Source organism: Aeromonas sp. R4-1 (assembly GCF_040908325.1).
GTDB classification, from domain to species: domain Bacteria; phylum Pseudomonadota; class Gammaproteobacteria; order Enterobacterales; family Aeromonadaceae; genus Aeromonas; species Aeromonas veronii.
This window is the reverse complement of sequence record NZ_JBFODM010000099.1, coordinates 46227-72699: the sequence shown is the minus strand read 5'-3', so window position 1 is coordinate 72699 and position 26473 is coordinate 46227. Positions and strand designations below refer to the sequence as shown.

The 26473-nt window shown below is 60.9% G+C and carries 23 protein-coding genes; 14 read left to right on the top strand and 9 right to left on the bottom strand.

Annotation, left to right across the window (positions count from 1 at the left end):
• The first annotated feature begins 33 nt into the window (after positions 1-33).
• On the top strand, positions 34-810 hold the full coding sequence (locus tag AB5Y90_RS19745; RefSeq protein ID WP_162517520.1) for an alpha/beta fold hydrolase: 777 nt from the start codon (positions 34-36) through the stop codon (positions 808-810).
• A 70-nt stretch (positions 811-880) separates the two neighbouring features.
• On the opposite strand, the gene moeB is transcribed toward AB5Y90_RS19745, so the two are convergent.
• Positions 881-1636 (bottom strand): molybdopterin-synthase adenylyltransferase MoeB, encoded by a 756-nt coding sequence (gene moeB / locus AB5Y90_RS19740; RefSeq protein WP_160881683.1) that lies wholly within the window; start codon positions 1634-1636, stop codon positions 881-883.
• Complete coding sequence (gene moeA / locus AB5Y90_RS19735) at positions 1633-2859, bottom strand: molybdopterin molybdotransferase MoeA (protein ID WP_368167598.1); 1227 nt, start codon at positions 2857-2859, stop codon at positions 1633-1635. The genes moeB and moeA overlap by 4 nt, the downstream gene beginning before the upstream one ends.
• Positions 2860-3168: 309 nt before the next feature.
• Between moeA and folE the strand changes: the two genes are divergently transcribed.
• Entirely contained in the window at positions 3169-3825 is a 657-nt protein-coding gene (gene folE, locus AB5Y90_RS19730) for a GTP cyclohydrolase I FolE (RefSeq protein WP_307896433.1), read from the top strand.
• 411 nt (positions 3826-4236) lie between these two features.
• A complete protein-coding gene (locus AB5Y90_RS19725) occupies positions 4237-5892 on the top strand; it encodes a methyl-accepting chemotaxis protein (protein WP_274160337.1) in 1656 nt (551 codons plus the stop codon).
• A gap of 71 nt (positions 5893-5963) precedes the next feature.
• On the opposite strand, the gene AB5Y90_RS19720 is transcribed toward AB5Y90_RS19725, so the two are convergent.
• Positions 5964-7694, bottom strand: a complete 1731-nt coding sequence (locus tag AB5Y90_RS19720) for a formate--tetrahydrofolate ligase (RefSeq protein ID WP_307896434.1) — start codon at positions 7692-7694, stop codon at positions 5964-5966.
• 67 nt (positions 7695-7761) lie between these two features.
• Between AB5Y90_RS19720 and AB5Y90_RS19715 the strand changes: the two genes are divergently transcribed.
• A complete protein-coding gene (locus AB5Y90_RS19715) occupies positions 7762-8190 on the top strand; it encodes a hypothetical protein (protein WP_307896435.1) in 429 nt (142 codons plus the stop codon).
• A gap of 58 nt (positions 8191-8248) precedes the next feature.
• On the opposite strand, the gene AB5Y90_RS19710 is transcribed toward AB5Y90_RS19715, so the two are convergent.
• Positions 8249-9148 (bottom strand): LysR family transcriptional regulator, encoded by a 900-nt coding sequence (locus AB5Y90_RS19710; protein WP_064336533.1) that lies wholly within the window; start codon positions 9146-9148, stop codon positions 8249-8251.
• A 109-nt stretch (positions 9149-9257) separates the two neighbouring features.
• On the opposite strand from AB5Y90_RS19710, the gene AB5Y90_RS19705 reads away from it, so the two are divergent.
• The 4 genes from AB5Y90_RS19705 to AB5Y90_RS19690 all read left to right on the top strand — a co-directional run bounded on the left by AB5Y90_RS19705 (position 9258) and on the right by AB5Y90_RS19690 (position 12247).
• Positions 9258-9818 (top strand): YceI family protein, encoded by a 561-nt coding sequence (locus AB5Y90_RS19705; RefSeq protein WP_005334411.1) that lies wholly within the window; start codon positions 9258-9260, stop codon positions 9816-9818.
• A complete protein-coding gene (locus tag AB5Y90_RS19700) occupies positions 9818-10555 on the top strand; it encodes a hypothetical protein (RefSeq protein WP_307896436.1) in 738 nt (245 codons plus the stop codon). Before AB5Y90_RS19705 ends, AB5Y90_RS19700 begins: the two co-directional genes overlap by 1 nt.
• 182 nt (positions 10556-10737) lie before the next feature.
• Positions 10738-11862, top strand: coding sequence for an adenosylhomocysteinase (locus AB5Y90_RS19695; protein WP_307896437.1), 1125 nt, complete (start codon positions 10738-10740; stop codon positions 11860-11862).
• Between the two features lie 76 nt (positions 11863-11938).
• Complete coding sequence (locus AB5Y90_RS19690) at positions 11939-12247, top strand: SelT/SelW/SelH family protein (protein ID WP_043821170.1); 309 nt, start codon at positions 11939-11941, stop codon at positions 12245-12247.
• Between the two features lie 114 nt (positions 12248-12361).
• Here the strand turns inward: AB5Y90_RS19690 and AB5Y90_RS19685 are convergent, their stop codons facing one another.
• Together AB5Y90_RS19685 and pepT are read right to left on the bottom strand one after the other, a co-directional pair.
• Entirely contained in the window at positions 12362-14071 is a 1710-nt protein-coding gene (locus AB5Y90_RS19685; protein ID WP_307896438.1) for a lysophospholipid acyltransferase family protein, read from the bottom strand.
• A gap of 202 nt (positions 14072-14273) precedes the next feature.
• Positions 14274-15497, bottom strand: a complete 1224-nt coding sequence (gene pepT, locus AB5Y90_RS19680; protein ID WP_307896439.1) for a peptidase T — start codon at positions 15495-15497, stop codon at positions 14274-14276.
• A gap of 1013 nt (positions 15498-16510) precedes the next feature.
• Here pepT and speA point away from each other — a divergent pair.
• Positions 16511-18412, top strand: a complete 1902-nt coding sequence (gene speA / locus AB5Y90_RS19675) for a biosynthetic arginine decarboxylase (RefSeq protein WP_202001433.1) — start codon at positions 16511-16513, stop codon at positions 18410-18412.
• A gap of 281 nt (positions 18413-18693) precedes the next feature.
• Entirely contained in the window at positions 18694-18882 is a 189-nt protein-coding gene (locus AB5Y90_RS19670; RefSeq protein ID WP_042655959.1) for a hypothetical protein, read from the top strand.
• A 74-nt stretch (positions 18883-18956) separates the two neighbouring features.
• Here AB5Y90_RS19670 and AB5Y90_RS19665 read toward each other — a convergent pair whose 3' ends face one another.
• The 3 genes from AB5Y90_RS19665 to AB5Y90_RS19655 form a co-directional block, all read right to left on the bottom strand.
• Positions 18957-19250, bottom strand: coding sequence for a hypothetical protein (locus AB5Y90_RS19665; RefSeq protein ID WP_307896440.1), 294 nt, complete (start codon positions 19248-19250; stop codon positions 18957-18959).
• A 268-nt stretch (positions 19251-19518) separates the two neighbouring features.
• A complete protein-coding gene (locus AB5Y90_RS19660; protein WP_307896441.1) occupies positions 19519-21525 on the bottom strand; it encodes a methyl-accepting chemotaxis protein in 2007 nt (668 codons plus the stop codon).
• Positions 21526-21722: 197 nt separating this feature from the next.
• Entirely contained in the window at positions 21723-23018 is a 1296-nt protein-coding gene (locus AB5Y90_RS19655) for an amino acid permease (protein ID WP_005334398.1), read from the bottom strand.
• A gap of 251 nt (positions 23019-23269) precedes the next feature.
• Here AB5Y90_RS19655 and AB5Y90_RS19650 point away from each other — a divergent pair, with 251 nt between their 5' ends.
• The 4 genes from AB5Y90_RS19650 (at position 23270) to AB5Y90_RS19635 (ending at position 26424) form a co-directional block, all read left to right on the top strand.
• Positions 23270-23653 carry a Rid family detoxifying hydrolase gene (locus tag AB5Y90_RS19650; RefSeq protein WP_307896442.1) on the top strand — a complete coding sequence of 128 codons (384 nt, stop codon included), beginning with the start codon at positions 23270-23272 and terminating at the stop codon, positions 23651-23653.
• A gap of 22 nt (positions 23654-23675) precedes the next feature.
• Positions 23676-24965, top strand: a complete 1290-nt coding sequence (locus AB5Y90_RS19645; RefSeq protein WP_307896443.1) for a serine dehydratase subunit alpha family protein — start codon at positions 23676-23678, stop codon at positions 24963-24965.
• A gap of 64 nt (positions 24966-25029) precedes the next feature.
• Positions 25030-25683, top strand: a complete 654-nt coding sequence (locus tag AB5Y90_RS19640; RefSeq protein ID WP_005334376.1) for a transcriptional regulator — start codon at positions 25030-25032, stop codon at positions 25681-25683.
• 153 nt (positions 25684-25836) lie between these two features.
• Positions 25837-26424: a histidine phosphatase family protein gene (locus AB5Y90_RS19635; RefSeq protein ID WP_307896444.1), complete on the top strand. Its 588-nt coding sequence runs from the start codon at positions 25837-25839 to the stop codon at positions 26422-26424.
• The last annotated feature ends 49 nt before the right edge of the window (positions 26425-26473 follow it).

The following is a 26473-nucleotide window of genomic DNA, read 5'->3' as shown; positions in this document are numbered from 1 at the left end:
GGTTCAGGTGATGAGTCGAGAGGCAATACACTGATGCGCCGCAATCAGGTGATGAAATTCAATGGTCTTGCCCTGCGCAGCGCAGGAGAGGGCCCTTTGCTGTTGCTGCTGCATGGGCTGGGCTCCTCCAGCCTCGACTGGCAGGCGCAGATCGAACGGTTTTCCGAACACTACCGGGTGGTGGCGCTGGACTTGCGCGGCCACGGCCAGAGCATGCAGGAGGGGCCGTTTGACGTGGCGACCCTGGCAGCCGATGTGGTGAACTGGCTCGATGCACAGCCAGAACCCGCCTGGGTGGTGGGATTGTCGCTGGGGGCCATGGTAGCGCTGGAGCTGGCGCTGCAACTGCCCCACAAGGTGCAGGGGCTGGTGCTGGTCAACGGTTTTAGCGAGTTTCTGCTGGAGAGCCCCAAAGAGCAGGAGCGTTACGCCCAGCGCCTCAAGTGGCTGCGCTGGTTCGGTATGCGCCCGCTCGCCTGGTGGCTGGGACGCGAGCTCTTCCCGGGCCCGGATCTGGCACAGGTGCGCCACACCTTCCGGCTGCGTTTCGTGCGCAATAAAAAGAAAACCTACAAGGCGCTGCTGGAGGCGTTACCCGGCTGGTCGGTACGCGCCCGGCTCGGCGCCATCTGGCAGCCGGTGGCCATCATCTCCACCAGTCACGACTACCTGCCGCTGGCCAAACGGGTAGAGCAGTTTGCCGCCTTGCCCAACGCCACCATCCACACCCCCAACGGCCACCACGCCTGGCCTGCGGAAGACCCCTCGGGCTTTAATCACCTGTTGCAACGGATCCTCACTACCCATTGAGGAAGGGGTTGTTAGGTGCAGGTACCAAAAAGCCGAACCACAGGGTTCGGCTTTTTTGATCCCGTTTGCGTCAAGGATGGGAGCAGACGGGGCAGTCGGGGCGCTTGGGCAGCTTCATCTCGCGGAAGGTGCCGCTCAGGCCGTCGATCATCAGCAGGCGGCCGCTGTAGCTTTTGCCCATGCCTGCCAAGAGTTTGATAGCTTCCAGTGCTTGCAGGCTGCCCACCAGCCCCACCACGGGGGCGAGCACTCCCGCCTCGACACAGGTGAGGGCCTGCTCGCCAAACAGGGCGCTGAGGCAGGCGTAGCAGGGCTCATCTTCCTGCCAGGTGAAGCTGCACAGCTGTCCCTCCAGCCGGATGGCGGCGCCGCTGACCAGTGGCACGCCATGCTGGCGTGCCTTTTGGTTGAGCAGGTTGCGAATGGCCAGGTTGTCAGTGCAATCCAATACCAGCTGGTGTTGGGGCAACAGGGTATCGAGCAGCGCCTCATCGGCCACGGCAGCGTGGGTCTCCACCTTGAGCCAGGGATTGAGGGCACGAAGCGACTGCGCTGCTGAGTCCACCTTGTAGTGACCGATGCGCTCATCGTTGTGCAGCACCTGACGCTGCAGGTTGGAGAGCTCCACCTTGTCGAAATCGACCAGAGTGAGCTGGCCAACCCCGGCCACCGCCAGATACTGGCTGGCGGCGCAGCCAAGGCCACCGGCACCGATCACCAGCACACGGGCCTGCTTGAGCGCCTCCTGTCCCTCGAAATCGAAGGATTTGAGGATGATCTGGCGGTTGTAGCGCAGCAGTTCGGCGTCGCTCAGGATCTCGCTCACAGCAGCAATCCCCCGAATGGCTCCACGGTCACCGTCTCGCCCGCTGCGACGCGGCCCCGCTCGCGCTCAAGAACGATGTAGCAGTTGGCTCGTGACAGGGAGCTGAACACGGCGGAGTCCTGCGAGCCGGTGCTGCGCACCTCGAGGCCGTTTGGCCCCTGACTCATGACGCCGCGCTGGAAGTCGAGTCGGCCCGGGCTCTTTTTGAGTGGTTCGGCCGCAATGGCTTGCAGCTGAAGCGGGCGCTCGAAGCGTTGGCCCGCCAGCTTGGCCAGCGCCGGTTGCACCAGCTGATCGAAGGTGACCATGGCGGAGACCGGGTTGCCCGGCAGGCCGAAGAACCAGGCGCGGGGCAGGCGGCCGAAGGCAAATGGTTTTCCCGGCTTGATGGCCAGCTTCCAGAAGCCAATCTCGCCGAGCTCGTCCAGCAGTTGTTTGGTGAAGTCCGCTTCCCCCACCGAGACGCCGCCGGTGGTGATGAGTACATCGGCCTCTTCGTCGGCGCGGATAAAGGCGGCGCGTAGCTGGGCGGGATCGTCCGGGATGATGCCAAGGTCGAGGCAGTCGCAGCCCATGCGCGCCAGCATGGCCCGTACGCCATAGCGGTTGGAGTCATAGATATCGCCGTGGGCGAGCGGGGTACCAACCGGTTTGAGCTCATCGCCGGTGCTGAAGATGGCCACTTTCAGCGGGCGACGCACCGTGACGGTAGCCACGCCGAGGGAGGCCAGCAGTGGCATTTCGCGCGGGGTGAGGCGAGTACCGGCTGGCAGCACGCAGGCGCCCTTGCCGATATCGCTGCCGGCGCGGCGGATATTCTGGCCCGGTTCGGGTTGTGCCAGAAAAGTGATCCGATCGCCGTCGGCCTGCGTTTCTTCCTGCATCACCACTGCATCGGTGCCTGCGGGAACCGGGGCGCCGGTCATGATCCGCACGCAGTGGCCGGCGGGCCACTCGCCCTGATAGGGCTGACCGGCAAACGCTTTGCCCGCCATGATGAGCGGGGTGCCGCTGGCGAGATCCACAAGGCGCACGGCGTAACCGTCCATGGCGGAGTTGTCGAAGGGGGGCACGGCGAGGGGAGAGGCGATGTCGCTGGCAAGAACCCGGCCAAGGGCCTCTGGCAGGGGCTGCTGCTCGCTGTCGCAGCAGCAGGCGAGTTGTTCCAGCATCCCTTGCAGGGCATCGCTTAAGGGGAGTAGCCCGCTGGTATCAAATCCCATCGTCATGACCTCTTTCTATGATTGAAGGCGGGATTATCACAAAAATCCCCGGGGATGGGCAGGTTATCTCAAGGGAATCTCGGGGTAATCGGCGCTGAAACGGGGTGAGATGGGCATAAAGTATGAGGTGACGCACAAGTTGACTTGAATCTTGGCGGCAATGGCCGTTTACTATGCCGCCATAACAGATGGCCGTTACATCCCGTGTGGCGACCATTACAGCGATACCGTCGGCCTTGTACGCCGCCATAACATAAGGGGTTGCTCCTTGAGCGGCCCTCACAGTCCCTGAGCGTGGGAGAAAAGACAATGACAACCTTAAGTCAGGAGGCCTTGCTGGTCAGGGCTGCCCTCGAAGCCCAGGGACTGGAAACCCCCCTGGTCACCAACGAGCTGAACAGCCAGCAGAAGCGGGAGAAGATCGAAGGCCATATGCGCTCCATCATGGAGACGCTGGGGCTGGATCTGGCCGATGACAGTCTGGCCGAGACACCGCACCGCATCGCCAAGATGTACGTCAACGAGATCTTCTCCGGCCTCGACTATTCCACCTTCCCCAAGGTGACGGTGATCGAGAACAAGATGCAGGTGGACGAGATGATCATGGTGCGGGATATCAGCCTCACCAGCACCTGCGAACACCACTTCGTCACCATCGATGGCATGGCTCATGTGGCCTATATCCCTCGGGGCAAGGTGATTGGCCTGTCGAAGATCAACCGCATCGTGCAGTTCTTCGCCCGTCGTCCCCAGGTGCAGGAGCGGCTGACCCAGCAGATCCTGCTGGCGCTGCAGACCCTGCTCGGTACCAAGGATGTGGCCATCAGCATCAAGGCGACCCACTACTGCGTCAAGGCGCGCGGAGTGATGGATTCAACCTCTTATACCACCACCACCTCCCTCGGCGGGGTGTTCAAGACCCAGCCCGATACCCGTGCCGAATTTCTGGGCGGCCTGCGCGGATAAGATGGCGGTTGTTTTGTAACCGCCTTGCTGAATAAACGAGACGCCAGCAGCTATTGCTGGCGTTTTTCATTGGTTCCGGATGAGAGTGGCGGCCTGCAACGGCTTGACCCGCGCGGCTTGCCTTATGCAAACGTTATGCATTTTTTCGATTTATTCATCTAAGCGGTATATTTAATCGAACACGAAAAACCCCTCGTTTTCACCTTACAAAAAGTAACCGGACAGACTCTTTCCGAACCATCACAATCCGGTTACTCTAGCGCCCCCTCACGGCTCTCGCTGCCCCTCATGGAATTCAGAGATATTCATCAAGGTTAGATGGTGCGCCACTGAACAGGTGGCCAGATAGTTCATGTCAGGAGGGCGTGAACCGGACGAGTGCTACGAATTTAACGACCACCAGGATATCCCATGAATACCAGTACCATGACCATAGGTAAAAAACTCACCGCCGGCTTTGCCGTGCTCGGTTTGATGGTCGCCTTTATCGGCGGTTTTTCCCTTGTCCAGTTTGGCAACATGAATGATGTTGCCATCCGGTTTACCGACAGCATCCTGCCTGCGGTCAATCGCACAAGTGCGATCGGGGATTCTCTCGGTGAGTTGCGTCGTTATGAGCTGGGTTATTTCGTGGTGGCTGCCGAGCCGCTGAAAAGGGCTGAATATCGGAGTATTGCCAGTCAACAGCTTAACTCGATCGCGCAGCAGCTGATTGCCCATGACAAGACGATCTGGCCTGAGGATGTGGCGGAGCGCCGTACCTTCGATACGGTGAAATCTGACTGGGATCGTTACGTCGCCCTGCACCAGCGAGTCAAACAGCTGCAAGACAGCGATCAGCTTGCCGAAGCCCAACGCATCTTCCTTGAGGAGGGGGTTCCCCTTTACACCGCGCTGAGCAAGTCAGTGGCCTCCCTTATCCAGATTAACCATGGTTATGCGTCTGAATCCCGCAGCGATATTGTCGACTCTTATCAATCCGCCAATCTGAGTGTCACCATCGCGCTGGTGATCGGTTTGATCCTTGTGGTGGTGCTCTCCGTGGTACTGACCCGCCAGATCCGCGACCCGCTGATCATGCTGGCCCGTCAGGCCCAGCGTATTGCCAATGGCGATCTGGGTCAGGGCGAACTGCAGCAGTGGATCCGTGACAGCCGCTTCAACCGCGATGAACTGGGTCAGCTGGGTTCTGCCATCAACCGGATGCAGGGCTCCCTCTCCGATCTGGTGAGCGAGATCGCCGGCTCCGTGAGCCAACTCAGCAGCGCAGTGGAGGAGGTGAGCGCCATCTCCAGCCAGTCAGCCAGCGGCATGGCCATCCAGCAGAACGAAGTCTCCCAGGTGGCGACCGCCATGAACGAGATGCAGTCCACCGTCAATGAAGTGGCCCGCAACACCACGGATGCCATGAGCGCCGCCAAGGATGCCTCCCGCACCTCCGCTGCCGGCAGCGAAGTGGTACGCAGCTCCATTGCCAGCATCGAAGAGGTGTCGGTCAAGATTGAACAGGCGGGCACAGTGGTGCAGCAGCTGGAGGCCGACAGCGCCAACATCAGCGTGGTGCTGGATGTGATCCGCGATATCGCCGGTCAGACCAACCTGCTGGCCCTTAACGCAGCCATCGAAGCGGCCCGTGCCGGTGAGCAGGGTCGTGGTTTTGCGGTCGTTGCGGATGAAGTGCGTTCATTGGCCCAGCGTACCCAGGACTCCACCGCCGAGATCAGCAAGATGATCGAGCTCTTGCAGAGCCGCGCCGCCGAGGCGGGCAACGCCATGCAGCTGAGTCGTCACCAGATGCAGGAGAGCGTCGGTCTGGCGCGGGATGCCGGTACCAGTATCGAGACCATCAATGGTGCCGTGGTGCGCATCACCGACATGAACACCCTGATCGCCACCGCCACCGAAGAGCAGAACGCGGTGACCGAAGAGCTCAACCGCAGCATCGTCAACATTCACAATGCCGCTGACGAGAATGCCCAGGGCGCTCATCAGATCGCCCAGGCTTGCGTCGAGCTGAGCAAGCTGGCCAACACCCTGCACCATATGACCCAGCGCTTCACCCTCTAAGGGTTGATGCATGGATAACAGAAGGCCCCGCAATTGGCGGGGCCTTGTTGTTTCTGGCGTTGTGGAAGGGCTCAGCTCAGGCCGACTATCTCGCCGTTCTCATCGATATCGATATGGCGATAGGCAGGCAGACTGCCCAGCCCCGGCATGGTCATGATGGGGCCCGCCAGCGCATAGACGAACCCGGCACCGGCGCAGAGCTTCACCTCGTCGATGGGCACCTCGAAATCGGTCGGCACCCCTTTGAGGGCTGGGTCGTGGCTGATGGAGAGCGGCGTCTTGGCCACGCAGATAGGCAAGTGACCCCATCCTTCGGCGGAGAGCTGTGCCAGCTGCTGGCGCGCTTTGTCGGAGAGCTGCACTCCGCGGCCACCGTAGCCGCACTCCACCAGGGTCACCAGTTTGCCGTCTAGGCTCATCTCATCGGGGTAGAGCAGTTTCACCTTGCTGGGTTGCTCGCAGGCGGCGACCACGGCGCGGGCCAGCTCGCTGGCACCGGCGCCACCCTGGGTGAAGGCGTTGGAGATGGCCGCGCCACAGGCACCGGCTTGCTGCGCTTCATGGGCCAGCAGCGCCAGCTCGGCCTCGCTGTCGGTGGGGAAACGGTTGATGGCGACCACCACCGGCACCCCGTAGCGGCGGGCGTTCCGGATATGCCAGGCGAGGTTGGCGCAGCCCTGCTTGAGGGTCGGCAGATCTTCCCCTTGCAGGCTGGCTGGCAGCGGCTGGCCCGGGCGGATATCGAGCAGGCCGCTGTTGGCCTTGAGGCCGCGCACCGTGGCCACCAGCACCACGCAGGCGGGGGTAATACCGGATTGGCGGCTCTTGATGTTGAAGAACTTCTCCAGCCCCATGTCGGAGCCAAAACCCGCCTCGGTCACCACATAGTCGGTCAGGCCAAGGGCGATACGATCGGCGATCACCGAGGAGTTGCCGTGGGCGATATTGGCAAAGGGACCGGCATGCACCAGCACCGGCGTCTGCTCTGTGGTCTGCATCAGGGTCGGCTGCAGCGCATCTTTCAGCAGCACCGTCATGGCGCCCGCCACTTCCAGTTGCTCGGCGGTCACGGGATTGCCGTGCAGGTCGCGAGCCAGCTGGATGCGGCCAATGCGCTGGCGCAGGTCTTTCAGATCGCTCGCCAGCGCCAGAATGGCCATCAGCTCGGAGGCGGCGGTAATGACGAAGCGATCGCTGCGTTCCATACCATCGGCAGCGCCCCCCTGTCCAATCGTGAGGTGGCGCAGGGCGCGGTCATTCATGTCGAGGGTACGCGGCCAGAGGATGTTATCGGCATCGATATCGAGCCGCGGCAGGCCGGTTTTGGCGCTGAACTGGTCGCCGAGTTTGCGCTCATGGAACAGGCGGGCATCGAGGGCTGCCGCCGCCAGATTGTGGGCCGCCGTCAGGGCGTGAAAATCGCCGGTGAGGTGGAGGTTCATCTCCTCCATCGGCACCACCTGGGCGTGGCCGCCACCGGCTGCCCCCCCCTTGACCCCGAATACCGGCCCGAGGCTCGGTTGGCGGATGGTTGCGATGCTGGGCTGGCCGATATGGTTGAGCCCCATGGAAAGGCCAAGGGTGGTCACCGTTTTCCCTTCACCGAGCGGGGTCGGGGTGATGGCGCTCACCAGTACCAGCTTGCCGCTCTGTGTGGGCTGAGACGTGAGCAGGTCGAGGCTGAGCTTGCCTTTGTAGTGGCCATGAGGGTTGAGCAGGTGCTGGGGGATGGCGAGGCGTTCGGCCAGCGCGTGGATTGAGAGACGGGGGGACTGGCGGGAGATCTCGATATCGCTTAGCATCAGCACCTCGTTGGCATATCGGGGTAAAATATGCGGCGCAGTCTAGTGGAATATAACGGGTAATCCAATGACGAAAACGATTTTATTTGGTGATGGTGAGGTTCGTCAGAATCCTATTCGGCTGGATCTCAACGCACTCTATCATCCCCCCAAGCAGCCGATGACGGCGCTGGGGATTGTCAGCGCGCTGGTGCCGTTGTTCGGTTTCGGCTGGCAGGCGATGACCCAGGACCCCGAAACCCAGCTGCGCCACGAGATCCGCAAACGGGTCAACAAGCACAAGACCGACGAGGCAAACCTCATTCTGATCCTGCAGCTGGCCGCCATGTTTGACTGCCCCGAGATTGAAGTGGCGCTCCCCTATGCCCTCAGTGAGCAGCAGTTGTCGGTTGTCCGCACCCGACTGCCACGCTGGCAGTTGCACCCCGAGCAGGAGCGTCTGCTAGCCAAGCTCACCCCTGTTGCTGCATCCACCACCGCACCCGACCAGCGTTAGGTTTCAAGCCGGGTCAGCAGGCCGGACAGTCAGGCCGTATCCTCTGCTCTGGCAATCATCACGGCTTATCCCACTGTTGCGGGGCGAGATAGCGCTCCTGCACGAACTCGATAAAGCAGCGCACCTTGGCCGAGACGAAGCGGCGGTGCGGATAGACCGCATAAAGTCCTACCTCTCCCTTGTCCCACTCTGGCAGCAGGCTGACCAGCTGTCCTGACCGCAGGGCCTCCCCCACGATAAAGGTGGGCTGCAATATGATGCCCTGATCATCACAAGCGGCGCGGGTCAGCGCCACCCCGTTGTTGGCCCGCAGCGGCCCCTGTGGCCGGATGCTCTGCTGCTCGCTTCCCCGTTTGAAGTGCCACTCCGGCTGGGTCAGGGTGTAGATCAGACAGTCGTGCTGCTTGAGATCCTCGGGTTTTTCCGGTCTGCCCTTGCGTGCCAGGTAGGCGGGGCTGGCGCAGAGTTCGACCCGAATGGTGGCAAGTTGGCGCGCCACCAGCGAGGAGTCGCTGAGGTGGCCGATCCGCAGCGCCAGATCGAACCCCTCTTCCACCAGCGCTACCCGCCGGTCACTGTACTCGATATCGAGCTTGAGATCGGGAAAGCGCTGGCGAAACAGCGGCAGGGCGGGGGAGAGGTGCAGATAGCCAAAATCCATCGGCACCGAGAGCTTGAGAGTGCCGTTCGGCTGCTGGTTGTGGTGGGTCAGCTGGCTGTGGGTCTCTTCCAGCTCCGCCAGCAGGGCGAGGGAGCGCTGGTAGTAGAACTGCCCCGCTTCGGTGGGATTGACTTGGCGTGTAGTGCGCGACAGCAGCCGGGTGGCGAGGGACTCCTCCAACTGCTGCATTAGCTTGGAGGCCATGGCGACCGAGATGCCGAGCTGGTTGGCGGCCTTGGTAAAGCTCTGGCACTCCACCACCTTGATAAAGGTACGCATGGCGGCGATCTGGTCCATTTTCCATCCTCAGTAAATAATGAATTTAATAAATCACTGATTATTCATCTTCAGAACGAGGTTAGCATTTTAACCACTGATGTGAACCCCAAGATGAAGGAACGAACGGATGAAAATGACCAAGGCTCTGCTGGCCTCCTGCCTGTTTATGGCTACCCCTCTGATGGCGGCGGATTACGATGTGGATGCGGCGCACACCACAGTGCAGTTCAAGGTGGGTCACCTGGGCTTCTCCGAGCTGGTGGGTCGCTTCAACACCTTCAGCGGCACCTTCAGCATGGATGACGCCAACCCGGCGGCCGCCAAGGCGAGCTTTGAAGTGGATGCCGCCAGCGTCGACTCCAACCACGAGGCCCGCGACAAACACCTGCGCAGCCCTGACTTCCTCGACGTGAAGCAGTATCCCAAGATGACCTTCGTCAGTTCCGCTTACGAGGGCACCAAGGATAAAGGCGTGCTGAAAGGGACCCTGACTCTGCACGGCGTCTCCAAGGAAGTGGCCTTCGATCTGGTCAAGATCGGTGAGGGCAAGGATCCCTGGGGCGGCTACCGCAGCGGCTTCAACGCCTCCACCACCATCAAGCGCAGTGACTTTGGCGTGAGCTACATGCTGCCCGGCATCCCGGACGAGATGAACATCAACCTGTTTGTTGAAGGCGTGCGCAAGTAATGGGCGCGGAACTTCTGCTGCAAACCCTGGCGGCTCCTCTGGGAGCCGCTTTGCTATCGTGGCGCTGGCCGCGACTGGGTTATCTGTGGGGCGCGTTGGCGCTCTGGCTGGTGGGCTGCTGGCTCGGCGGCCTCTATGGCATCCCGGCCAAAGCGTGGCAGTGGCTGCCGTTAACCCTGCTGGTGCCCGCCATCGCGGCTCAGGTGAACGATCTGCGCGGCTTGCTGCTGCTCTTTGCTGTGTTCAGTGCGCTGGTGTGGTGGCAGGGATTGGCTTCGGTATTGGCGAGCGAATCCCGGATCTGGCTGGCGCTGCTGCCCGCCATCGGCTGGTTTGGCTGGAGCACCTTGCGCTGTGATAGCCGCGAGGGGCTCGGGTTTGCCCTCGGCTTTATCTGGCTGGCGCTGGTGATCGGCATCGATGGTAGCCTGCTGATTGCCCAGTTGGCCGGTGCGCTGGCCGCTTTTGCCGGTTTTCGCGCCCTGCTTGCCACCTTTGTTGGCATCAAGGTAGCACCCGCCGGTCTGGCGCTGGCCCTCGCCTTCGTCCAGATGCTGGCCTGGCAATATGTGGAGGTGCCGCTGGTGGTGTTGCTGCCGGTCTGGTTGCTGCCGCTGCTGGAGTGGGCGTTGCGTGACAAACCCTGGCCAGTGCGTTGGGGTGGGTTGATCTTGCTCGCTGCCGCGGGAACCGGGCTCAGCCTGTGGTGGGTGTGGCCTGCTGCTTCTTTGTACTGATTTTTGCATGAAAAACAGGCAATTACAGTCATTTTTGCATACTCGCTCATACTCTTGGTAGATAATGATTGAGCCCCATATGTGTTTCAGATAAAAAGGATTTTCATTTTATTTGGACACACACAGAACCCGGCCGCGCCGGGTTCTGTTTGCCTGCTTTGCGGCACATAAGGAGGCCACAGTTGCGCAGTCAAGGATCTGAGCATCTGTTTTTTCGCCATTTCACCGGACAGGGACGTATCGATGGTCTCTGCATTCTGCTGGTCACTCACCTGCTTCCCGATCGCCCCCGTTTTATAGACGCTCTCGGTCAGATTGGACGGATTGGCGCCATTTTGCCCAAACCGAAATCGGTACACGGTCCGACCCTGGAGTGGGTATCCCAGCACTATCCGGTGCTGCCCCTCAACCGGCGCTGGACCAATGAACCCGACAGCATCATCCAGCAGATTGCGCCGCTGGTGGCCCCCCACGAGCGGTTGCTGATCCTCGATATAGGCGGTTACTTTGCCAAAACCCAGGTGATCTTGAGTGAATACTTCGGCCCCCGTTTTCTCGGGGTGGTGGAGATGACCGAGAACGGCCATCAACGCTATGAACAGGAGGTGCTGGCAACCCCGGTGGTGTCGGTGGCACGCAGCCCCCTCAAGCAGGCTGAGGATATCCAGATTGGTTTGAGCGTGGTCTACTCCGCGGAGTCGCTGGCTCGTAATCTCAACCGTACTTTCAACGTCTGCGAAGCCGTGCTGTTTGGCTATGGCAAGGTGGGGCGCAGCATCGCCCGCGACCTGCGTTGTCGCAACCTTCATCTCGGGCTGGTGGAAACAGATGTGCTGCGACAGGTCGAAGCGCTCTCGCACGGTTTTCGTCTGATCACCAAGGCCGAGGCGTTGAGCCGTGCCGAGCTGGTGATCTGCTCTACCGGCAACGGCTCGCTGGACTTGACGGATCTACAGGCGCTGCGCCCCGGCACCATGGTCGCCTCGGTCACCTCGGCCGACGACGAGTTTGCCTTCTCGCTGGCCCAGTTGCCGTGGCCGAGCGAAGAGGTGTGCCCCCATGTGCTGGCCCTCAACCGGCCGGATGGTACCCTGATCTACCTGCTCAACCGGGGCGAGGCGGTCAACTTCGTCCATGGCGCCGTGATTGGTGAATATGTCTATCTGGTGCTGGCGGAGATCATGGAAGGGATCCGGATGCTGGCGGCAGGCCCTCTTGCACCCGGCCTGTTCGAGCTGCCAGAATCGGCGATGCGTACCATTGCCCGCCATTGGCTGGCCGATTTTCATGGGGTTGATCAGCACTGATTTGACCAAACCGGGAGCGGCCATTGGGCGGCCGTACGCCACTTCCCGCCATTGTCGCTTTTTTATGGAGTCACTCATGACCGAGTCTGAAACCCTGATCAGCAAACCCCGCATCGAAATCCGCTACTGCACCCTCTGTCGCTGGATGCTGCGCGCCGCCTGGCTGGCGCAGGAGCTGCTATCCACCTTCGACAGCGATCTGGGGGAGGTGGCGCTGGTGCCGGCCAGCAAGGGGGAGTTCCGCATTCTGGTGAGCGGGGTGCAGGTGTGGGATCGGGTGGTCGATGACGGCTTCCCCGAGGCCAAGGAGATCAAGCAGCGGGTGCGTGACGTCATCGCCCCTGAGCGGGATCTCGGCCACTCGGATCGCAAGGCGGCCGAGTAACGCCAGATGGGCCGAGCGCCTCGAAAAGGTGCTGAGCATGAGAGCTAAAGGAGAGGGAGGCGATGGCCTCTCTCTCCTTTTTTGCCTTTGGCTGTTTGCCTGGCGCCTGCAGGGCTATGAGCGCGGCTCGGCCAGATGACTGCCGATATAGCGGGCCCGCTTGTGGGGCTTGATGCGGCTCACATCGACCCACACCAGCCCGTCGATGCAGTGGTTGAAGTCGGGGTCGATACCAAAGTCCATAAATTGCACCCCGCCCGGCTCGCACAGCTCGGAGTACTGCTTGTAGAGGGTGGGGATGGCGCAGCCCAGATTGTCGAGACGGGCCTTGAGTGCTTTGAGATCGGCGCCGTAATCCACCCCTTCGAACAGAGGCTGCGTCTCGGGGTAGGGACGGCGGGAGGGGGCCAGCGCCAGCTCGGGGGCAAAGTGCTGGCGGTAGAAGCTCACCAGCAGATCCTTGGCCGCCGGCGGCAGGCTGCCGGAGAGCGACACCGGGCCAAACAGGTAGCGGTAGCGGGGATAGCGGGCCAGATAGGCACCGATGCCGAACCAGAGATAATCGAGCCCCCGCTTGCCCCAGTAGGCGGGCTGGATAAAGCTGCGGCCAAGCTCGATGGCCTGCTCCAGCCGGGGCAGCAACTTATCCTCAAAGCCGAACAGGGTGTGGCTGTAGAGGCCATCCTTCCCCTTGCTGGCCAGCAGCTCCGCCACAGGGGCGAACCGGTAGGCACCGATAATATCGAGCCGGGCCGGATCCCAGAGGATCAGGTGGTGATAGTCGTTGTCAAAGCCATCGAGATCCCGCCGCTTGCCGGATCCTTCCCCCACTGCGCGAAAGGCGATCTCCCGCAGTCGCCCCAGCTCGCGCAGGATCACCGAGTGACTCAGTTCGTGGCGGCGGTAGAGGTAGATCCCCTGACCATCCGGGGTGGTGCCGAGCTGTTCGCAGCTTTCGATGGCCTGTTTGAGCTGGCGGCGATCCTCCGGCAGGGCGATGGGGGCCTCGGTCTGCAGCCGTCCCGCCTTGCCACGGCCAATCCGGTAGAGGTGGTTGCGCACCAGCCGCGCCGCCGTCTTGGCGGGTAGATCCTGAAAACTGCCGAGCGGAATGCGCGCTCCTATGGTCACCGGCAGGGTCTGCCCCTGCTGGCGAAACAGCTGGCGTACCAGCAACAGGGCGGAGGCGGGCTTGTTGAGCCAGGAGGCGAGATAGAACCAGAGGCTATTGCGTCCCCCCAGATGGATGGGCACCAGCGGGGTGCGGGTGCGCTGGGCCAGCTTGATAAAGCCTGCCTGCCAGGGGCCATCTTTCACCCCCTTGAGGCCAAGCCGCGAGACTTCGCCTGCGGGGAAGATCACCAGTGCCCCTTCATGGGCGAGGTGTTCATTCATAGCGATGATGGCCTGTCGATCGGTCTTGCCCTCCATATTGTCCACCGGCAATAGCAGAGGGCGCAGCGGCGCGAGCTGGGCCAGCAGCTGGTTGGCGACGATCTTCACATCGGGGCGGATGCGACCGAGCAGTTGCAGCAGCGCCAGTCCGTCCAGCGAGCCGATGGGGTGGTTGGCAACAAGAATGACCCGGCCGCTGGCGGGAATATGCTCCAGTTGCGCCTCGCTGACCCGATAGTCGAAATCGAGCTGGGTCAGCGCCTGCTCGACAAAGTCGAGGCCGCGCAGGTGCGGGTAGCGGGCGGCAAAGTCGGCAAAGGCACGTTCGTTGAGCAGCCAGCCCAGCAGCCGCTTGAACAACGGGGTGAGCAGGGGGTAGCCAAGCAGGCGGGGGAAGTTCTGGGTCAGCAGGGTATCGATAGTGAACATCTGGAGGGCTCCGGCGATCCGTTGCTCCCAGCATGATGTGACACTGTTCCCGCGACATGTCAGCGGGATGACAGTTTGATGGCAGCGGCGGCCAGTTGCTCCTGAGCGACTCTCCCCGGTTTCCCTTTGTTGATGGGTGATGGCCAGATACCAAGGGGGGAGCCGGTTAACCGGCTCCCCCCTTGGTTGTCATGGTAATCGATTAACCGCGCCAGGCTGCGGTGAGGCGCACCAGCTCCACCAGGGTGGCGACCGATTTCTCCATGGATTGCAGCGGGATGAACTCGTGCTTGCCGTGGAAGTTGTGGCCACCGGTGAAGAGGTTGGGGCAGGGCAGGCCCATAAAGGAGAGGCGGGCGCCATCGGTACCGCCGCGAATGGGCTTGATTTTCGGCACCACGTCGGCGGCTTCCATGGCGGCCTTGGCCAGCTCGACGATATGCATGTGCGGCTCAATCTGGCTGCGCATGTTGCGATAGCTGTCGGTCAGGGTCAGCTCGATGCGGGCCTTGGGATACTCGGCCTGCAGGGTAGCGACCCGGCTCTGCATCTCGGTCTTGCGCGCGGCGAAGTGCTCGTCGTCGAAGTCACGGATGATGTAGTGCAGGGTGCTCTCCTCCACGGTGCCGCTCATCTGGGCCAGATGGAAGAAGCCCTCATACCCTTCGGTGCACTCCGGGGTCTGCTCGGCAGGCATGGCGGCGTGGAAGCGGGCGGCCAGGGTCTGGCTGTTGATCATGCTCCCCTTGGCGGTGCCGGGGTGGACGTTATTGCCGATAAAACGAACTGTGGCGCTGGCGGCGTTGAAATTTTCATACTCCAGCTCGCCCAGTTCGCCGCCATCCACGGTATAGGCCCACTTGGCCGGGAATCTCTCCAGCGGGAACAGGTTGGCGCCACGGCCAATCTCTTCATCCGGGGTAAAGCCGACCCAGATATCGCCGCGGGGGATCTCGGGGTGGGCCTGCAGGTGGTCGATGGCAGTGAGGATCTCGGCGATACCCGCCTTGTCGTCGGCACCAAGCAAGGTAGTGCCGTCGGTGGTGATGAGATCCTGACCCAGGTAGTTTTTCAGGAAGCGGTAGTCACGAATGGCGAGCACCTCGTCACCCTTGCCAAGGCAGATGTCGCCGCCCTGATAGTTTTCGATGATTTGCGGTACTACCTGCTCCGCCTCGTAGTCGGCGGTGTCCATGTGGGCAATCAGGCCGATGGAGGGGGCGTCCGGCTGGTTGCCTGGCAGGCAGCCGGTGAGGTAGCCGTGCTCATCCAGAGTGACCCGGGTCAGCCCCAGCGCCTTCATCTCTTCTTGCAGGGCACGGGCAAAGATCAGCTGGCCTTCGCTGCTGGGGCAGGCTGGATTGGTCTCATCGGAGCGGGTATGAAAAGTTACGTAACGCAGAAAACGCTCAAGCAGGGTATCCATTAGTCAGCCTCTAACCGATTGTGAGCGGTCATTGTGGCCAATCCGTGCGGGGCACTCATTGCGTCAGCGCAGGTTTTTCCCATTTTTTGACGCAAGGGAAGAGCGGCGAATGTGCGGCGCGCGGGGCAACGTCCGGGAGGGAGATCGCATAAATGTGGCATTTATTGCGATATTTAGGCGCTGGCGGTGGCGGCCAAATTCCCCTCAGCGACCGCACAGCAAGGCGTCAGCCCAATCATGGCGTTTTCACACACTTTTCAAGGGGAAACCGGGCTGTCGCATAACCTGCGCCATCCCATAGCCCGCCTGCCCGCCAGCAAGATTTGATCGACTTATTAAAAGGGGATTTTGAACACTATTTTTTATTGTCACTGCCCGCGGTAAGTGTGTACACTCCGCGCCGATCCAAGGGCAACCCTGAAGCAGGCAGAGCCGCCAGAAACCCGACCGATCATACGCCTATAGGGCGAGGCACGCAGAAACGACAGACACTGCTGGGGAATGGTTTCTTTAATACCGGTTAGGCTCCGGTATCAGGGAGAACAACAGACTCTCATCCTTCATTTGACCGAGTGGGCCACCGGCTCATCATCTTCCCTTGTCATGGGCGGTCACTGACGGTGAGGTGGGCTGTGGTTGTTGTCGTCTATCAACACGCATGCGTGCTGGCGCCTTCGCTTCTCTTCCTTGGAACCCTCTCCTTCTGTCGGGATCGCTGCCGAATGATGAACGGACGGCGTGGCTGATGTCGTCTGTCATCAAAGTACCGCGGCGCAACGTAAAGTCGCACCGCATACCGTTGAGCTTGATGTAAAGCCACCAGCCCCACATCAAGACTCGTTACTTCCCCAAGATCCACCAGGCAGCCTCTGGCTTGCCGCGATGTGCAAAGGGTTGGTTTGGGTGGCTGCGTCTCGTGATGGCAGCGCTCGCCATACTCTGCACTAGATGGTCTGGATGTGATTGAGGGTAACGAAGGCGACTTTGGGTCGCTCATTTGCGAGGCATAGCCCATGACTAACTGGTCCAGCAAGGACTCCTTGAAGGTCTACAACGTTCCCTACTGGGGTGCGGGTTTTTTCAATATCAATGACGCCGGCCATGTGACCGTCGCCCCCGACAAGTCACGCCCTGACGCACAGATCGTGCTTTCTGACGCCATCGAACAGTTGCGCCAGTCCGGGCTGACCACCCCCGTGCTGCTGCGCTTCCCTGACATCCTCAAGAGTCGGGTCGATGCGCTGTTCAATGCCTTCGGTCAGGCCATCGAAAAGTCAGGCTATGAAGGGGACTACCTCTGCGTTTACCCGATCAAGGTAAACCAGCAGCGTCGTGTCATCGAGACCATCAGCCAGTCCTACAGCGACAAGCCCCGGCTTGGCCTGGAAGCTGGTTCCAAACCGGAACTGCTGGCCGTGCTGTCCCATCACCATGAGCAAGGCTCGGTGATCGTCTGCAACGGTTACAAAGACCGCGAATATATCCGCCACGCCCTCCTGGGCAACCTGATGGGCCACAAGGTCTACATCGTGGTGGAGAAGCCCTCCGAGCTGGAAATGGTGCTGGACGAGTCAGCTCGTCTCAACATCAAGCCCAACATCGGGGTGCGTGCCAAGCTCGCTTCCACCGGCTCCGGCATGTGGGAATCGAGCGGCGGCTCCATGTCCAAATTTGGTCTCTCCGCCTCCCAGATCCTGGCGCTGATCGAACGTCTGCGCGGGTTGGGCAAGCTGGATTGCCTGCAACTGCTGCACTTCCATCTGGGCTCCCAGATCGCCAATATCCGCGACATTCAGGGTGGTATCCGCGAGTGCGGCCGTTTCTACGCTGAACTGCGTCGCCTCGGTGCCAACATCGAAGTCGTGGACGTCGGTGGTGGCCTGGGGGTGGACTACGAGGGAACCCGTTCCCAGAGCCACTGCTCCGCCAACTACAGCCTCTCCGAGTACGCCAACAACGTGGTATGGGGCATCGGCGATGTCTGCCGCGAGTTCGACCTGCCGCACCCGACCATCATCAGCGAGTCCGGCCGTGCCCTGACCGCCCACCACGCCGTGCTGGTCACCAACATCATTGGTGCCGAAGGGGTGGAGATGAACGACATCAGCGCGCCGGACGAAGATGCACCGACCATTTTGCAGAACATGTGGAAAGGCTGGCTGGATCTGCGCAGCGAAGATCCCTCCCTGCTGGAGATCTTCCATGACTCGGTGGCAGATCTGGGTGACGTGAATACCCAGTACACCATGGGTCTCTTGAACCTTGAGCAACGTGCCTGGGCCGAGATGCTGCACCAGAACACCTGTCTGGCGCTCAAAGAGCTGCTCAATCCGGTCAACCGCAACCACCGCGCACTGGCTGACGAACTGAGTGAAAAGCTGGCGGACAAGTGCTTTGCCAACTTCTCCCTGTTCCAGTCCCTGCCGGATGCCTGGGGTATCGGTCAGGTGTTCCCGGTGATGCCGTTGGCAGGCCTCGAGCGTCCGCTCACCCGTCGCGGCATCCTGATGGATATCACCTGTGACTCCGACGGTCAGGTCGAGCACTACGTCGATGGTCTGGGGGTTGAGAGCACCCTGCCGATGCCGGTCTACGGCGAGAACGAAGAGTGCCACGTCGGCTTCTTCCTGGTCGGCGCCTATCAGGAGATCCTGGGGGATCTGCACAACCTGTTCGGTGACACCCACTGCGCGGAAGTGTGGCTGGACGAGGAGGGCAAGATGGACATTCGCAACGTGGTGCGCGGCGACACAGTCGATCAGCTGCTGCGTTACGTCAACATCGACCCGTCCGTTATCCGCGAGAACTACCAGCGGATCGTTTCCCACCCGGCACTGGACGATGCCACTCGCAAAGCCCTGCTCGACGAGCTGGAGCTGGGCCTGCAAGGCTACGCCTATCTGGAAGACGAATAAGCCTCTGGCTTGTTTGCCCCGTCGGAAACAACATGACGGGAATGAAAAAATGGCGCCTGCGGGCGCCGTTTTTGTTGTCGGGGGGCCATCTGGCGATATGACGGGGCACTCGGCCCATCTTCATTCGGATAACCGATGGTGGCTCAGGGCACCGCAGGCCACAGATCTGGCAGATATCTGTCCCTTGCAGCCGCTTCCCTTGATCTGCATCAAGCTTGAACCTCGGTGGTTATTTTACGGTCAGGAGTGATGTTGATGGGATGTAACAAAAGGATGTGCATATGGAACTGAAAAGGGACCCGAGATGCTATACCGACGTCTGTATCGACGGTAAGTGGTATCACTATGACCACTGCAGCACCAACGTCTACATGCTGATGGGGGGCGCTGCGCCGAGCCTTCAGCTGGCCTATGAGCCGAGCAGCGAAGAGGAGCTGATTGAGATGCTCCAGCAGTTGGCCCGCTTCTGAGTCACAAGATTAACCCCTCGCCATATGGCCATCGGGCACGTTGCCACGATGGCCACCACTCTTCACCGTTGCACCTAATCTCGGCGGGTTTTATTACCCAGTAGCCCCTTGCCAATCTCCAGCATGGCGACGGCCGCGGCGTAGCTGGTATCAGACTTGCCTATCTCATCCGCCACATAGAGAAAATTGGATTGGTACTTCTCGACGGCCTCTCGCGGGCTGGTTGCGTCAATAAAGTCTTCTTCCACCTCGAATCCTTGGGTCAGCAACGCCGCCTTTTCATTCAGAAAAGTCGGGGATGCCATATCGATAAAGGTGTATTGCTGCCGATTGGACGCCGGAACGGTAAAAAACTGGTATCTGGCCATGGGTAAATCCTCGCTTGAAGCGGGTGATGGATGAGGTGACGCTGGTTTTAATCTGTGGCTCGCAGGCGGCTTGGTTTCCCTCGACATCGCACACAGTGCGCGTCAAGAATGCCGCATTTTGTTTTCGTTCGAGACTACTTTGTTGGCGTCTGCCCGGCAAGTGGGGCGCAGGGATTTTCTGGATGACCCGTGCAACTGAGGAGTTGTGGGCAGGCGTGAGGTCGGGGTAATGCCGGGCTCATATTGAGCCCGGCTTGTCAGCGTTCTGTCACAGCACGAAGCTCTGCACCATGGCGCGCAGCTGTTCGGTGAGCTGGTGGATCTGGCGGGCGGCGTCGCGGGCGGCGTTGGCCACTTGCAGCGCCTCGTCACTGCCATCGGAGATGCGCACCACGTTGCGTTCGATCTCGTTGACCACGGCGCCCTGCTGCTCGATGGCGCTGGCGATGATGGCGTTGGTATCGACCATCCGATCCACCTTCTCGGTGATGGCGCCAAAGGCCTGTTGCGCCTCCTGCGCCAGACCGACCCCCTCCTGCGCTTCATGGCTGGCCGCCGACATGGCGGTGACCGAGGCGCGGGCGCCGGATTGCAGCTGTTCAATCATCTGCTGGATCTCGACGGTGGCGCCCTGGGTGCGGTTGGCAAGAGACCGCACCTCGTCGGCGACCACCGCAAAGCCGCGTCCCTGTTCACCGGCCCGAGCCGCTTCGATGGCGGCGTTGAGGGCCAGCAGATTGGTCTGTTCGGCGATGCCACGGATCACGCTGATGACGCCGCCAATCTGGCTGCACTGCTGTTCCAGTTGGCCGATGGTCTCGGCGGTGCGCAACACCTCGCGGTTGATATGGTCGATGGCCTTGATGGTGCGCTCCACCACATCCTCGCCCTGACCGACCACGTTCTGTGCCTCCTGCGTCATGCGGGCAGCTTGCAGGGCGTTGCCCGCCATGTCCTGTGAGGTGGCGGCCAGCTCCTTGATGGCGGTGGCGACCTGATGGGTCTCTCCTTGCTGATCGGCAATCACCTCCTGCGAGCGGCAGGTGCGCGCTTCGATCTCGGTGGCGCTCTCCACCACGGTGACGCCATTTTCCCGCACCCGCAGCATCAGGGTGCGCAGGGTCTCCAGCGTCACGTTGTAATCCCGGCTGATGGCGGCCAGCTCGTCCTGACCGACGATCTCGATATGCTGGCTGAGATCCTGGGCGTTGACCCGGGCGGCAATATCACGCACCCGCGCCACGGTTTCGCGCAGGGAGAGATAGGCGCCGATCATCAGGTAGAGGTAGAGCAGCAAGCTAGCGGTCAGCGGCGCGGTGACCCACCAGAAGTGGCGTTGGTTGGCGGCCAGCCGCTGACGCAGATCGGCCTCCAGCCGCTGGCGTACCTGGCCTGCCAGCGCGGTGATGGCCTCGTCCATCTTATCCCCCAGTGCTTGCACCTCCTTGGTGGAGAGCTGCACCAGCTGATCCTTCATCATCTTGTTTTCCATGGTCTCGACCCCCTGCCGCACCAGCTGCATCAGGGCATCGGTCTGCTGACCCAGCCCGGCGCGGTAGGCCGGTTCAATCTGGTAGAGCAGGGTCAGGTCGGCCTCCAGCTCCTGCAGAGTGGCGCTGATCAGGTCAAGACGAAAACGCAGGCCGCTGTAGCCTTCTGCCTGAAACAGGCCGAAGTCGGCGATGGTGGCGGCGCGATCCCGCACCTGGGCCAGCAGGTCGCGCAGCTGCGGCAACCGCTCGCTGGCGAGGATCACCATGTAGTAGGTGCCGAGCGCCGGATCCTGGATCAGACTGCTGGCGGCGGTAATGTGCTTGTAGAGGTGGCGCACCTCGGTCAGCAGCTTGTCGTGGCGCAGGTTGCTCTGCTCCACTTCCAGCTTGCCCGCTTCACTCTGCAGGGCGGCCCAGCCCTGCTGGATCACCTCAAAGGAGGGGTTGTTCTGGCGGGTGTCGGCAAAGGCCTGCAGGCTCTGATCCACCGCTTGTGCCGCTGCCTTGAGCTGATCGTCACCGACCGGATCCACCTCATAGGCGTGGCGGGTCATCAGATTGCGATGGGTGAGCAGGGCCTGTTCGATGGCGGGAATGGGGGCGAGATTGACCACGCCAGCCAGCTCCCGGTTGGCCTGCGCGTTGTCATCCTGCAGCCGCCCCAGCAGATTGGTCATGCTGTAGGCCAGTGGCAGCAGCATCAGGCAGGACCAGAGTAGGAATTTGTATTTGAAGGAGAGCTGATTGCCCAGCCGGATGGCCGGGTTGAAAATCCATTTCATATTAGGCCTCGATACCCGATGTGGCGGGTCTATGCGGTGATGCCTGAATAGTACTCTGCGCAGGCCCCCTTGGGGGAGGCCGCATTGCAAGTTGTGATCTCTCTGGCTTTTTGCCCCGACGCCTCCTCTGGCGCAATAGAAAACGGGCCACCCGAAGGTGACCCGTTATTGATGAAGGTATGTCCGGTTGCAACCGATCAGTTGAACGCCAGGAAGGGCGAGACACAGAGCAGCAGGCCGGTGACGATGATGATGTAAAGGGAGGTGCCCTTGTACTTGTGCAGCGCCGGTACCTGATAGACCAGATAGGCCGGGATGAGGCAACCCACCATGCCGAAGATGGGGCTGCAGATGGAGGTGAAGCTCAGCACCGGTGCGTTGAGCACGATGGCACCCCAGGAGAGCATGACGGTAAACACCATGATCCCTTTGCCTACCAGACCCTTGTTGATGCGGTTTTCCGGCATCACGCGGCGCAGCAGGTTCATCGCCAGACCCTGACAGGCTTCACGGAAACCGAGGTAAACGCCGAAGTAGGCGGTCATCACCGCGAAGATGTTGAGGGTGAGGCTCAGGAGCTTGAGGGTCTGGCCGGGCATCCCCTGCGCCACCATCGCCAGTGCAGAGATGTTCTCCTCGGAGGCTTTGACCGCCTGATCGTGGCCCATGGCAAGGGTAAAGGAGACCGCGTAGAAGAACACCACCACGAACAGGATGCCGAAGGCGATATTCATGGCGCGCATCGCCTTGAAGCGGGCCACTTCCAGCGACTTTTCCCGCGAGCGGTAGGAGATCACCATGGGGCTCAGGCTCTGGATAAAAAGGATAGAGGTGAGGGTAAAGGGCAGCATGATGATGGCATCCTTCATCCAGTCACCGGCGGCGGGCATGGCGGTGATGTTGGCCGCATCCCACTTGTCCACCATCATCAGGCCGAGCACCGCCACCACGCTGATCTTGGTCAGCACCATAAAGGTGGAGATCTTGAACAGCAGGTTCTCGCCGCGCGAGGCCAGTGCTACCAGACCGCAGATCAGCACCAGACCGTAGAGCGGGTTTTCGGAGAGCAGGCCGTCGGTGACGCCGAAGCTCTGCAGGAAGGAGGCGCTGTCATTGGTGATGGCGGTGGAGTAGACGAAGACCCAGATCACCAGCATCACGAAGTAGAGCGCGCCGAGCAGTACACCCCAGTTCTTGCCGAGGTAGCCGGTGATGACGCTGGGGTAATCCTTGCACTCCGGCGAGGTGGCCAGAGTGTTGATAAAGAGGCGCTGGAACATGTACATGGCGGGGTAGCCGATCACCGCCGAGAGCAGGAAGACCCACAAGCCCATCAGCCCCACCTGTACCGGCAGGAAGACGATCCCCGCGCCGATGGCCATGCCGATGCTCATGATGATCCAGCCCCAGTCGGTGCTGTCGAAGCGAACCGCTTCTTTCCATTCCAGCGTGCCCATCACGGGGCTGGCGAGTGTAGTGCTATGCGCGTCCATTAAAACCTTCTTTTTTGTAGGGATGTGGGAAAGCGGCGCAAATATAGTTGAATAAAACTATCATAAACAATGCCCATAAGAGTACTTTTGTTCAAATCAGGATGGTGATCACGGTTTATATTGAGGCCGAAAGGTGCCTTTAAACGCCATTTTTGTATCTTTTTGTTGAATGGATAAAATAAAAAGCAAATAATGTTGAACGGAATGAGATTCATGACTGCAAAAAAAATTGCACAAACAGGAGTGGCTATATGAAACGCATCATCACAGCAGCAGCGGCACCTGACGCTATCGGTCCCTACAGCCACGGCTCTGCCTATGGCGACCTCATCTTTACCTCCGGTCAGTTGCCGGTCTGCAAGCAGCAGGGTGGTGTGGTGGAAGGGGGGATTGCCGCCCAGACCCGCCAGTCACTGGAAAACCTGAAATCCGTGCTGGAAGCCGCTGGCGGCTCGCTGGATACCGTGCTCAAAACCACCTGCTACCTCGCCGAGATCAGCGATTTTGCCGCGTTCAACGAGGTCTATAAAGCCTATTTCCAGAAAGATTGTCCGGCGCGCAGCTGCTTCGCAGTGAAGGATCTGCCGATGGGCGTCAAGGTTGAAGTGGAAGCGATCGCCCATATCGCTCGTTAATGCTGATAAAAAGGTTCAAGTGATGAAACAAGCGTGGCAGCAGTATCTGCAGATTATTCAAGAGGTTGTCAAACCAGCGCTGGGTTGTACCGAGCCAATCGCCGCCGCCTATGCCGCGGCTGTCGCCACCCGGCAACTGGGCTGTGAGCCCGGTCGCCTCGAGGTTGCGGTGTCGGACAATCTCTATAAAAATTCGATGGGTGTCTATGTACCGGGCACCGGCAAGATCGGTCTGGCCATTGCGGCCGCGGCCGGTGCCATCGGCGGCAACGCCGATGCCGGGCTGGAGGTGCTGGCTGCGATCCAGCCAGCACAGGTGGATCGTGCCCAGCAGCTGATCGATGCCGGCAAGGTGCAGGTGAGCCGCACCGCCGCCCCCGAGTTTATCTTCTGCCGCGTGACCGTTTATGGCACTGATGGCAAGGGTGAAGAACACAGCGCCGAAGTGACCCTGTGCGGCGGTCATACCCGCATCGTCGAGCAGCGCCGCGATGGCGAGGTGACCTTCACCGCTGATCAGAGCCAGGGCGGTGCCACCGGTTCCATCTGCGACGGGGTAGATATCAGCATCGCCGCCATCTACGAGTTCGCCACCCAGGTGGAGTTCGAGCAGATCAGGTTCATCCTCAAAGCTTCCGAGCTTAACGGCAAGCTCTCCGCCGAGGGGATGAACAACCCCTATGGTCTCGAGATCGGGCGTACCATGCAGCAGAACATCAATGCCGGTCTTATAGGTGAGGATGTGATGAACCGTATCGTGATGATGACGGCGGCCGCCTCCGATGCCCGCATGGGGGGCGCGACCCTGCCAGCCATGAGCAACTTCGGCAGCGGCAACCAGGGCATTGCCGCCACCATTCCGGTGATGGTAATTGCCGAGCGCTTTGCGGCCAGCGAAGAGCAGCTGGCTCGCGCCCTCATCATGAGCCATCTGGGCGCCATCTATATCAAGTCCCACTATCCGCCGCTGTCGGCCTTCTGTGGCAATACCGTGACCAGCGCGGCCGCCTCCATGGCCATGGTCTATCTGGCGGGCGGCAGCTTCGAGCAATCCTGCTTCGCCATCCAGAACGTGCTGAGCGACAGTGCCGGTATGGTATGTGACGGGGCGAAAGCCTCCTGCGCCATGAAGGTGAGTACCTCCTCCGGTGCGGCGGTGCGCGGCTTCCTGATGGCCCTCAACAGCCACTCGGTGTCGGGGCAGGGGATCGTCGCAGGTGACGTGGATCAGACCATCCGCAACGTCGGCCAGATGGTGAAGGAGGGCATGTCTGCCACAGACAGCACCATTATTGATATCATGTCCGCCTGATGTCCCTGTCGGTTGCTGCCCGGCGCCTATTGTCCGGCAGCAACCCTTGCAAGAAGGTCCCATTGTGAAGTTGCAAGAGTTGAGTCCGAGCGATTTTGAGATCCTCAAGTCGATGGAGAACATAGTGGATGGCATCGCCGCCATGTATGGTCAGCACACCGAAGTGCTGCTCCACAGTCTGGATGCGCGCAATCCCTCGATCGTCAAGATTGCCAACGGCCATATCACCGGCCGCAGTGTCGGCGCTCCCATCACCAATCTGGCGATGATGAAGCTCAAGAGCGGGCAGGATATCTCCAGCCCCTACATGACCAAGTGCGCCACCGGCAAGACGCTGCGCTCCATCACCACCGTGATCCGCAACGGGGAGCACAGGGCCATCGGACTGCTTTGCATCAACAGCGACATGGATGCCCCGTTGCAATCCGTGCTGCGCACCATGATGCCGGAGTGCATGCATCCCCACGAGAGTCATGCCACCCCGGAGGTGTTCGCCCGCAACATCGACGAGGCGCTAAACAGCACCATAGACACCGTCAGTGCCGAGGTACGTGGCAACGAGGCGGTGCCGCCGTCCCAGAAGACCCGGGTCATCGTCAACCAGCTGCACGACATGGGGATCTTCGAACTGAAGGACAGTGCCCAGATCGCCGCGCGCCAGCTCGGCATCTCGGTCCACTCCATCTACCGCTATCTGCGGGAGATCAAGAAGGGCTGAGCCGGTTCACTCTGGCCAAATTGACAGCAAACGGGTCGGTACTGACCCGTTTTTTACGCCTGCGTTTACACGTCTGTTTGGGTTATCCCCCGGGCTCATCTGCTATCATCGTCCCCCTTATTTTTCTATCTATCTGAACGTGCTGGAGAAACCATGTCCCGACTCATCTATCTGCTGCGCCACGGCCAGACCCGATTCAATGCCGAGCAGCGTCTGCAGGGGCGTTGCAACTCCGATCTGACCGACAAGGGCGAGGCGCAAGCCATCGCCATGGGGCGGCGGCTTGCCGACGAACTGGCGGACCCTACCCGCTGGACCGTCTATGCCAGCCCGCTCGGCCGTGCTCGTCAGACTGCGCTGCTGGTGTGCGAGCAACTGGGGTTGGCGGCGGATCGCATCGTCTGGGACGATCGGTTAATGGAGCTGGGCATGGGGGAGTGGGAGAGCAGCCAGATCCCGGCGCTGCGGCTCGCCCACCCCGAACTCGATACTGGCAAGGGGGACTGGTATCTGCAGGCACCTGGGGCCGAGTCCTTCGAGAGCATTCAGCGCCGGGCACAGCAGTGGTTGCAGGATCCCGCGCTCGCCGAGCGGGCCATCGTCATCTCCCACGGCCTGCTCGGCGCCATGCTGCGCGGCGTCTATGCCGATCTCGACTATGAGGCGACCTGGGCACAGGAGTTGCCGCAAGATGCCTTCTATAAGCTGCAGGATGGTCATATCACCCGCATTGCCTGCTGACAGTCGCTGACGGCGGTGAGCGTGGTAGGCGTTGGGTTGAATGGGGTTG